Origin of the sequence: Streptomyces sp. XM83C, assembly GCF_023072675.1 — a bacterium.
GTDB classification, from domain to species: Bacteria; Actinomycetota; Actinomycetes; order Streptomycetales; family Streptomycetaceae; genus Streptomyces; species Streptomyces thermocoprophilus.
On record NZ_JALLGL010000241.1, the window covers coordinates 1 to 9,468 of the forward strand.

Annotated in this window: 9 protein-coding genes; 4 read left to right on the top strand and 5 right to left on the bottom strand. The window is 71.7% G+C overall.

All coding sequences use genetic code 11. From position 1 onward, the window contains the following. Window positions 1-105: 105 nt before the first annotated feature. The 4 genes from MTQ10_RS22865 to MTQ10_RS22880 all read right to left on the bottom strand — a co-directional run bounded on the left by MTQ10_RS22865 (window position 106) and on the right by MTQ10_RS22880 (window position 2,742). Entirely contained in the window at window positions 106-345 is a 240-nt protein-coding gene (locus tag MTQ10_RS22865; protein ID WP_247471832.1) for a chaplin, read from the bottom strand. Window positions 346-573: 228 nt separating this feature from the next. Beyond that, on the bottom strand, window positions 574-816 hold the full coding sequence (chpE, locus tag MTQ10_RS22870) for a chaplin ChpE (RefSeq protein ID WP_247471849.1): 243 nt from the start codon (window positions 814-816) through the stop codon (window positions 574-576). Between the two features lie 146 nt (window positions 817-962). Continuing rightward, window positions 963-1,604 carry a response regulator gene (locus MTQ10_RS22875; RefSeq protein WP_247471852.1) on the bottom strand — a complete coding sequence of 214 codons (642 nt, stop codon included), beginning with the start codon at window positions 1,602-1,604 and terminating at the stop codon, window positions 963-965. Continuing rightward, window positions 1,597-2,742, bottom strand: a complete 1,146-nt coding sequence (locus MTQ10_RS22880; RefSeq protein WP_247471867.1) for a GAF domain-containing sensor histidine kinase — start codon at window positions 2,740-2,742, stop codon at window positions 1,597-1,599. The genes MTQ10_RS22875 and MTQ10_RS22880 overlap by 8 nt, the downstream gene beginning before the upstream one ends. A gap of 219 nt (window positions 2,743-2,961) precedes the next feature. On the opposite strand from MTQ10_RS22880, the gene MTQ10_RS22885 reads away from it, so the two are divergent. From MTQ10_RS22885 to MTQ10_RS22895, 3 genes are all read left to right on the top strand, one after another. Further along, window positions 2,962-3,660, top strand: coding sequence for an SDR family NAD(P)-dependent oxidoreductase (locus tag MTQ10_RS22885; protein ID WP_247471870.1), 699 nt, complete (start codon window positions 2,962-2,964; stop codon window positions 3,658-3,660). Continuing rightward, window positions 3,657-4,415, top strand: a complete 759-nt coding sequence (locus MTQ10_RS22890) for an S-adenosylmethionine:tRNA ribosyltransferase-isomerase (protein ID WP_247471874.1) — start codon at window positions 3,657-3,659, stop codon at window positions 4,413-4,415. Before MTQ10_RS22885 ends, MTQ10_RS22890 begins: the two co-directional genes overlap by 4 nt. Window positions 4,416-4,744: 329 nt before the next feature. Continuing rightward, window positions 4,745-5,536 carry a transglycosylase SLT domain-containing protein gene (locus tag MTQ10_RS22895; protein ID WP_247471877.1) on the top strand — a complete coding sequence of 264 codons (792 nt, stop codon included), beginning with the start codon at window positions 4,745-4,747 and terminating at the stop codon, window positions 5,534-5,536. 87 nt (window positions 5,537-5,623) lie between these two features. Here the strand turns inward: MTQ10_RS22895 and MTQ10_RS22900 are convergent, their stop codons facing one another. Then, window positions 5,624-8,176, bottom strand: coding sequence for an ABC transporter ATP-binding protein/permease (locus MTQ10_RS22900; protein ID WP_247471880.1), 2,553 nt, complete (start codon window positions 8,174-8,176; stop codon window positions 5,624-5,626). Window positions 8,177-8,414: 238 nt separating this feature from the next. Here MTQ10_RS22900 and MTQ10_RS22905 point away from each other — a divergent pair. Continuing rightward, window positions 8,415-9,468: streptophobe family protein (locus MTQ10_RS22905; RefSeq protein ID WP_247471895.1), on the top strand; the 1,054-nt coding region annotated here is incomplete at its 3' end.

The window sequence follows — 9,468 nt, forward strand, 5'->3', positions numbered from 1 at the left end:
GGGGGTGCGCTGAGGCACGGGGCGGGGTCGGCGGTGCCTCGGCCGAGGGGGCTGCCGGTGGCCGCCTCGGGGAGCCGGGAAGGCCCCCCGGTGGCGGGCCTCGGGTCAGCTGTTGGCGCCGGTGTTGCCGAAGGCCGGGTTGAGGAGGCCGACGAGGTCGGCGGTGTTGCCGACGACGTTGACCGGGACGTGCACGGGGATCTGGGCGACGTTGCCCGAGCCGACGCCCGGCGACTTCACGGCCGCGCCGTCGGCACCTGCGCTCGCGTGGGCGGCGCCGGCGGTCGCGGCGGTGGCGGCACCGGCGACGGCGAGGGCCACGGCTGCCTTCTTGGCGATCTTCATGGAAATGTCCTCCTGCGTGTGCGTGGCGATCCGGCATGCGGATCGCGTGGTGATCAACGCGGAGTACGGCGGAACGGCACGCCCGGCGGTGGCCGTACTGCCCGTTCGGGTCATTCCCACGACCAGGCGACCAGATGACGAACAGGGCGGCGGTACGGCGGAGGGCGGCCCCCGGTGGATCCGTGGTTCCGGGGACCGCCCGTCACCGTGTGCGTCGTACGGCCGAGGTCAGTGGTTGAGGCCCAGGTTGCCGAAGGCCGGGTTCAGCACGCCGATGACGTTGACGCTGTTGCCGACGGCGTTGACCGGGATGTGCACCGGGGCCTGGATGACGTTGCCCGAGACGACACCCGGCGAGCCGACGGCCTTGCCGTCGGCGTGCGCGCTGGTGGCGGAGGCCATGCCGGCACCGGCGGCGACCAGCCCGCCCGCCACCATCGTCACGGCCGCTGCCTTCTTCAGGTTCTTCACTTTCGAGCCCTCCTAGCGATCGCCGCGGCGGTCCGCCGCGGCACGCACTGGAGAACGGCCGGACCCGGGCGGGGGATGCGCCATTCGGGGGACATTCCCACGACGGTATGAATCTCAGCCCGGAAGGGAACGCTCCATGTTGCCGATCATCCGGACAGACCATGACGAACAGCCCAGAGGGCGGCCTGGGTGCGGTCCGCGAGGTCGAGCTTCATGAGGATGTTCGACACATGCGTCTTGACCGTCTTCTCCGAGAGGACGAGGGCGCGGGCGATCTCCCGGTTGGAGCGGCCGTCCGCTATCAGGGCGAGCACCTCGCGCTCGCGTTCGGTGAGCGATCCGCCTCGGCCCTGGCCGGGGCCGGTCTCCTCCTGGGAGAGCAGTGCGACCGCGACCTCCGGCTGGAGCAGGACGTGGCCTGCGTGGACGGAGCGGATGGCGCCGGCCAGGGCGTCGGGGTCGACGTCCTTGTACACGTATCCGGCGGCGCCCGCGCGCAGGGCGGGGACGACGGTGCGCTGCTCGGTGAAGCTGGTGACGATCAGCACCCGTGCCGGGTTGTCGAGTTCGCGGAGCTTGCGCAGGGCCTCGACGCCGTCCATGCCCGGCATCTTGACGTCCATGAGGACGACGTCGGGCCGCAGTTCCTCGGCGCGGGCGACGCCCTCGGCGCCGTCGGCGGCCTCGCCCACGACCTCGATGTCGTCCTGTACTTCCAGGAAGGTGCGCAGGCCCCGGCGGACGACCTGGTGGTCGTCGACGAGCAGCACCTTGATCGCATCAGCCACCGGGAACCTCCAACTCGATCACGGTGCCCTTGCCGGGCGCCGATTCCACCGTGAGCCGGCCGCCGACGCCGCTCGCGCGGTCGCGCATGGACACCAGGCCGAGATGGCGTCCGGCGCGGCGCACCGCCTGCGGGTCGAAGCCGCTGCCGTCGTCGGTGACGCGCAGGACGGCGCCCGCGCCGGCGCGCTCCAGGGTCACCTCGACGTGGTCGGCGCCGGAGTGGCGCAGGGCGTTGTGCAGGGCCTCTTGGGTGACGCGCAGGACGGCCTCCTCCTGGGCGGCGGGCAGGGCGCGGATGCCGCGGGCCGTGAAGGTGACGCGGGCGCTGTGGGCGCGGTCGAGGACCTGGGTCTGGGTGCGCAGGGTGGCGACGAGGCCGTCCTCGTCGAGGGCGGCGGGGCGCAGTTCGACGACGGCGGCGCGCAGTTCGTCGGCGGCCTCGGCGGCGAGCTGTGCCACCTGGTGCAGTTCGCCCTTGGCGCGGACGGGGTCGCGGTCGACGAGGCGGGCGGCGGCCTGGGCGGTCAGGCGCAGGGAGAACAGTTTCTGGCTGACCGCGTCGTGGAGTTCGTGGGCGAGGCGTGAGCGTTCCTCGGCGATGGTGAGTTCGCGGCTGCGTTCGTACAGGCGGGCGTTGGTGAGGGCGATCGCGGCGTGCTGGGCGAGGATGCCGAGGAGGGCCTCGTCCTCGGCGGAGAAGCCGCAGGTGCCGTTCTGCCGGGGGCAGTTCTTGTTGGCGAGGAAGAGGGCGCCGATGACCTCCTCGCCGTCACGGACGGGCAGGCCGAGGAAGTCGGACAGGTCGGGGTGGGCGGCGGGCCAGCCCTCGAAGCGGGGGTCCTTGCGGACGTCGGCGAGGCGCTCGACACGGGCTTCCTGGAGCATGGCGGCGAGGATGCCGTGCTGGCGCGGCAGGGGGCCGATGGCCCGCCACTGCTCGTCGCTGACGCCGTCCACCACGAACTGGGCGAAGCCGCCGTGGTCGTCGGGCACGCCGAGGGCGGCGTACTGCGCGTCGAGCAGTTCGCGCGCGGAGGCGACGATCGTCTTCAGGACGTCGCGGACCTCCAGGTGCCTGCTCATGGCCAGCAGCGCGGAACTCACCGCGGCGAGGCCGGACTGTGGACCGTGACTCATGAGCTCACGGTACCGGCGGGGTACGACAGCGCGGATCGGGCCGTCGGCGGCCTCCGGGTAGGTCCGCGGGCCTACGTCGGGGGTCCCCGCGCGGGTAGGGCGAAGGGCCCGGCGGTCTGCTGCTCGCGGCCGAGGCGGGGGCGGGACCCGCGTTCCTACGGTGAGGTCGTCGCCGCGGGTGCGGCGGCTCGGGACCTTCACAACGAGGAGGCGGGGGTCATGTCGGTGGCGATCGTCACGGGGGCGTCCCGTGGGCTGGGCCGGGCTGTGGCCGCGGCGCTGGCGGCGCGGGGCTGGGATCTGGTGCTGGACGCGCGGGGGGCGCAGGCGCTGAAGGAGGCGGCGGCGGGGATCGCGGCGTCGGGTGTGCGTGTGGAGGCGCTGGCGGGGGATGTCATGGACGCGGCGCACCGGGCGGAGCTGGTGGCGGCGGCCGGGCGGCTGGGCGGGGTGGATCTGCTGGTGAACAACGCGGGGCTGCTGGGCGCGGAGCCGCTGGTGCCGTTGGCGGAGCAGCCGCTGGAGGGGTTCCGGGCGGCGCTGGAGGCGAATCTGGTGGCGCCGCTGGGGCTGCTGCAGGAGGCGCTGCCGTGGTTGCGGCGGTCGGCCGTGGGTGCGGTGGTGAATGTGAGTTCGGACGCGGCGGTGGAGGCGTACCGGACGTGGGGGGCGTACGGGGCGACGAAGGCGGGTGCGGATCTGCTGTCGGCGGTGCTGGCGGTGGAGGAGCCGGGGCTGCGGGTGTGGTGGGTGGATCCGGGCGGGATGCGGACGCGGATGGCGGCGGCGGCCGAGCCCGGCGAGGATCTGTCGGGGATGCCGGCGCCGGAGGAGGTGGCGCCCGCGTTCGTGCGGTTGCTTCAGGAGCGGCCGGCGAGCGGCAGGTACACGGCGTCGGCGCTGCTGGAGGCGCGGTGAGTCTCGCGTTGCGGGTGCCGGATGGGTTGTCCGCGCGGGTGCCCGTGGAGCAGCGGGGTCCGGGGCTGGGCCGGGACGGGGTACGGCTGCTGGTGTCGCGGGGTACGGAGGTGACGCATCACGCGTTCGGGGAGCTGCCGGGGCTGCTGCGGGAGCACGGGCGGCCGGTGCGGTACGCGTACACCGAGCGGGATCAGCCGCTGTCCGTGTATCAGACGGTGTTCGCGGTGCCGTCGCCGGACGGGGCGGGGAGCGCGGAGATGCCGAGCGCGGGTCGGCCCTTCACGGCGGGCACGGTGCTGGAGCTGGTGCGGCGGGGGGTGCAGTTCGCGCCGGTGTCGCTGCACACGGGGGTGGCGTCGGCGGAGGCGCACGAGCCGCCGTACGCGGAGCGTTTCGCGGTGCCGGAGGCGTCGGCACGGGCGGTGAACGCGGCGCGGGCCGGGGGCGGGCGTGTGGTGGCCGTGGGGACGACGGCGGTGCGGGCGGTGGAGTCGGCGGCCGGTGCGGACGGGGTCGTACGCGCGCGTGCGGGGTGGACCGGTCTGGTGGTGACGCCGGAGCGGGGTGTGCGGGTGGTGGACGGGTTGTTGACGGGGCTGCACGAGCCGGAGGCGTCGCATCTGCTGATGCTGGAGGCGGTGGCGAGGCGGGCCGCGGTGCGGCGGGCGTACGAGGAGGCGCTGCGGGGGCGCTATCTGTGGCACGAGTTCGGCGACGTGCATCTCGTCCTGCCGGGGGACGAGCTTGACTGAGTGCATTGCTGCCGCAACGGATGGTGAGGTCGCGGGTGGCTCGATGTGAGCCCGCGCATAGGGCGCACGTCACGTACGAAGCGACATAGGAGACACAGGCGCCCGATACGAACGGGACAGACGGCCCAGTCTGTCCCGTTTTGTCATTTGCTGATCCACTATGGGGGATCGTACGTCACACCTTTGCCACAGGATTTTGCGGCCGCTAAGAATTGCTCCCGTCGCTCAGCGCCGCGGGTTCGACCCCCGCGGCGTTCGTGTGGGAAGTACCCGTTGTCCCTCTGCCGGACATGAGCGACCTCCGCGCTATTCGAAGAGGTCCTTTCGCCATGCCCAAGAACTTCATCACCCGTGGTCGCAGTCGTACGCTCACCAAGCACCACAAGATCGCGATCGCCGGTGTCGGTGCCCTCGGTGCCGCCGCCCTCGCCTTCTCCGCCGTGCCCAGCAGCGCCGAGACCACGACGAGCGAGGTCGCCGCGTCCACGCAGCAGCAGGTCGTCGCCGGCAGCGGGAAGCTCGAGAACGTCAAGCCCAGCCTGACCGACCAGCTGGCTGCCGCGAGCGTGAAGGCCGAGGCGATCGCCGCCCAGCAGAAGGCCGAGGCACAGGCGCAGGCCAAGGCCGCCGCCGCGAAGAAGGCTGCCGCCGCCAAGGCGGCCGCCGCGAAGAAGGCCGCTGCCAAGAAGGCCGCTGCCGCTGCCGCGGCGAAGAAGGCCGAGGCCGCCCGCAAGGCCAAGGAGGCCGCCAGCCGGTCCGCCCAGCGCGCCACGATCAAGAAGGCCGCGGTGAAGTCGTACCCGAACAACCTGGACGGCTGGATCCGCGAGTCGCTGGACATCATGAAGAAGCACGGCATCCCGGGCTCCTACAACGGCATCTACCGCAACATCATGCGGGAGTCCTCCGGCAACCCGATGGCCATCAACAACTGGGACATCAACGCCATCAACGGCGTGCCGTCCAAGGGCCTGCTCCAGGTGATCCCGCCCACCTTCAAGGCGTACCACGTCCCCGGCACGTCCTGGAACATCTACGACCCGGTCGCCAACATCACCGCCGCGTGCAACTACGCGGCCGACCGGTACGGCTCCATGGACAACGTCAACAGCGCGTACTGAGGCAGGCGCGGACCTCGGTACATGACGGCGGAGGGCGGCACCCACCTGACAGGGGTGCCGCCCTCCGCCGTCGTTCCGGAACGCCGGCTACTTGCGCATGACCTCCGGCTCGTGGCGGCGCAGGAAGCGCGCCACGAAGAAGCCGCAGATCACACCGAGCGCGATGAGCGCGCCCATGTCCATCGCCCACGCCCCGACGCTGTGCTCCCACAGCGGGTCGGTGTCACCGGCCGTCTCCGGCGGGCTGATCCTGTTGAAGTCCAGCGTGGCACCGGCGGCGGCGACCGCCCAGCGCGAGGGCATCAGGAACGAGAACTGGTTGACGCCGATCGAGCCGTGCAGGGTGAACAGGCAGCCGGTGAAGACGACCTGGACGATCGCGAACATCACCAGCAGCGGCATCGTCTTCTCGGCGGTCTTCACCAGCGAGGAGATGATCAGGCCGAACATCATCGCGGTGAAGCCCAGCGCCATGATCGGCAGCGACAGCTCGATCAGCGTGGCGCCGCCGAGGACCAGGCCCTTCTCCGGGATCTCCCGGCTGGTGAAGCCGATCACGCCGACCATCAGGCCCTGCAACACGGTGATCAGGCCGAGCACGAACACCTTCGACATCAGATACGCCGAGCGGGACAGGCCGGTGGCGCGCTCACGCTCGTAGATCACCCGTTCCTTGATCAGCTCACGCACCGAGTTCGCGGCGCCGGCGAAGCAGGCGCCGACGGCGAGGATCAGCAGCACGGTCGTGGCGGTGCCGTTCGGGATGATGCGGCCGGTCTGCGGGTTCGGCGGGTTGGGCAGCAGGCCCTTGTCCGCATCGATGAGCAGGCTGACCGCGCCGAGAACGGCCGGGAGGATCACCATCAGGGCGAGGAAGCCCTTGTCGGAGGCGATCACCGACACATAGCGGCGCACGAGCGTGGCGAACTGCGACATCCAGCCCTGCGGCTTCGGCGGCTTCATCGCCTGCATCTGCGGCATCTGCACCGCCTGCGGGGCGACGGCGTCGATGTCGGCGGCGTACATCTGGTAGTGCTGCGAGCCCTTCCAGCGGCCCGCCCAGTCGTAGTCGCGGTAGTTCTCGAAGGCGGAGAAGACGTCGGCCCAGGAGTCGTAGCCGAAGAAGTTCAGCGCCTCCTCCGGCGGGCCGAAGTAGGCGACCGCACCGCCAGGCGCCATCACCAGCAGCTTGTCGCACAGCGCCAGCTCGGCCACCGAGTGCGTGACGACGAGGACCGTACGGCCGTCGTCGGCGAGACCGCGCAGCAGCTGCATCACGTCGCGGTCCATGCCCGGGTCGAGACCCGAGGTGGGCTCGTCCAGGAAGATCAGCGACGGCTTGGTCAGCAGCTCCAGCGCGACGGAGACACGCTTGCGCTGACCGCCGGAGAGCGAGGTGACCTTCTTGTCCTTGTGGATGTCGAGCTTCAGCTCGCGCAGCACCTCGTCGATCCGGGCCTCGCGCTCGGCCGCCGTGGTGTCGGCGGGGAAACGCAGCTTGGCCGCGTACTTCAGCGCCTTCTTGACGGTCAGCTCCTTGTGCAGGATGTCGTCCTGCGGGACCAGACCGATGCGCTGACGCAGCTCGGCGAACTGCTTGTACAGGTTCCGGTTGTCGTAGAGGACCTCGCCCTGGTTGGCGGGCCGGTAGCCGGTCAGCGCCTTGAGCAGGGTGGACTTGCCGGAGCCGGACGGGCCGATGACCGCGATGAGCGACTTCTCCGGCACACCGAAGGAGACGTCCTTCAGGATCTGCTTGCCGCCGTCGACGGTGACCGTCAGATGGCGCGCGGAGAAGGACACCTCACCGGTGTCGACGAACTCCTCGAGGCGGTCGCCGACGATACGGAACGTGGAGTGGCCGACGCCGACGATGTCCGTCGGGCCGAGCAGCTGCGAGCCGCCCTTGGGGATCGGCAGACCGTTGACGTAGGTGCCGTTGTGCGAGCCCAGGTCGCGGATCTCCATGCGCCCGTCGGGCGTGGAGTGGAACTCCGCGTGGTGCCGGGAGACCTGGAGGTCGGAAACCACGAGGTCGTTCTCCAGGGCACGGCCGATGCGCATCACACGGCCGAGGGAGAACTGGTGGAACGTGGTCGGGCTGCGGTCCCCGTACACCGGCGGCGCCCCCGCGCCGACGCCGGACGCCTTCGGCACGAGGTTCTCGGCCGGGCCCTGCTGCGGGACGCCGGGCGTCCGCTGCCAGCCGCCCTGCTGCTGCGGCACCTGCTGCGGTGCCTGCTGGTGGGCGGCCTGCTGCGGCGGGACCTGCTGCTGGGGGGCGTGGGCCCAGCCCGCGTCGGACCCCTGCGCCGCGTACGGCTGCTGCGGCTGCGGCGTGGGGACGGCGGCACCGGTCAGGTTCAGCCGCGGGCCGTCCGTGGCGTTGCCCAGGTTGACCGTCGTGCCCGGAGCGAGCTCCAGGTGGTGGATCCGATGGCCCTGCACGAAGGTGCCGTTGGTGCTGCCGTGGTCCTCGATGACCCAACTGCGGCCGTTGAAGCTGACCGTGGCGTGGCGCCAGGAGACCCTGGCGTCGTCGAAGACGATGTCGCCCTGCGGATCACGTCCGAGGGTGTAAGACCTGGACGGATCGAGCGTCCAGGTACGTCCGTTAGTTTCCAGTACGAGTTCCGGCACTCCATGCCCCACTGAGTTGTCCCCCGAGTTACCCCCATCACAGGGAGTCTAGGGATGTCGAACATCGGGGGGAACTATTTCAGGAGCGGCCCCCTGACCGAAAGTCGGGCCTTGTGACAGCGGTGCAACAACGCTGCGACAGGTGCCGTTGACGGGGCGGAAACCGGACCGGAGAGTGGTAATCCCCACGAGGGGGACAAGCGCGGCGGACGCCGCGCCGCGGATCGGGGGGTCTGCCATGGATTCGGTGACGGCCTGGGCGACGACGAAACACGGCACGCGCCTGCCGTGGGGGGATGCTCTGCTGACCGCGGTGGCGGCCGTGAGCTGGGCCCTCATCGGCATGACCGGGACGGCGGCGCTCGGTCTGCATCTGCTCGGGGCCGACACCGCGGGCTCGTCGGGGCCGATGACCGCGGCGGTCGTGGCGCTCGGTGCGGGTGGTTCGGTGACGCCGTCCGGGGACGTGTCCGCGTTCGGTCTCACCGGGGCGGAGGCACAGACGGCCATCGAGATCACGCCACTGGGCGTCAGCCTGGTCGGTGCGCTGCTTTTGTCCTGGTTTTTCCTACGGTCGTTGCGGACGGCGGGCGTTGTGATCTCCCCCGCCGAACTCCTGGTCCGCGCGGGCGCGGTGGTCGCGGTGTCCGCGGCGATGCTGGGCGGGCTGGTCTGGGCCGGGCAGGACGTCATCACCCTCGACGGCGGATCGCTCGGCCTGGACGACCTGCCGGGCGGCGGCAGCGGGGGCGGCGGGATCGAGGTCCCCGGTCTCGGGGACATCAGCGGCCTGCTGCCCGACCGGCTCGGCGACCTCGTGGACGCGAAGGCCGCCGTCGGGTTCACCGTCGACACCGGGCCGACGCTGCTGGGCGGACTCGGCTGGACGGCCGGGGTGCTGCTGATCGCGCTGCTGGCCTCGCGGCGCACACCGCTGCCGAGCGGGCTCGCGGTGGTGCACCGGGTGGTACGGCCGGCGGTGTCGGCGCTCGTCACCGTGCTCCTCGTCGCGGTCGCGGCGGGTCTCGCGGCGGCGGCGTACGCGGCGATCGGCGACGAGCATCCCGCACGGATCGCCGGCGCCGCGCTCCTCGGCACACCGAACGGGGTGTGGCTGGGCGTGCCGGTCGGCCTGTTCGTGCCGTGGGACGGGTCGGCGACCGGCGAGCTCGCCCGGCTGCTGCCCCACCCCCTGGACGATCTGCTCACCCTGCACACCGACCGGCCCGTCACCCTGCCCCGCCTCGCCGAACTCGACGGTCGGGTGTGGCTGCTGGGGGCGGGGGCGGTCG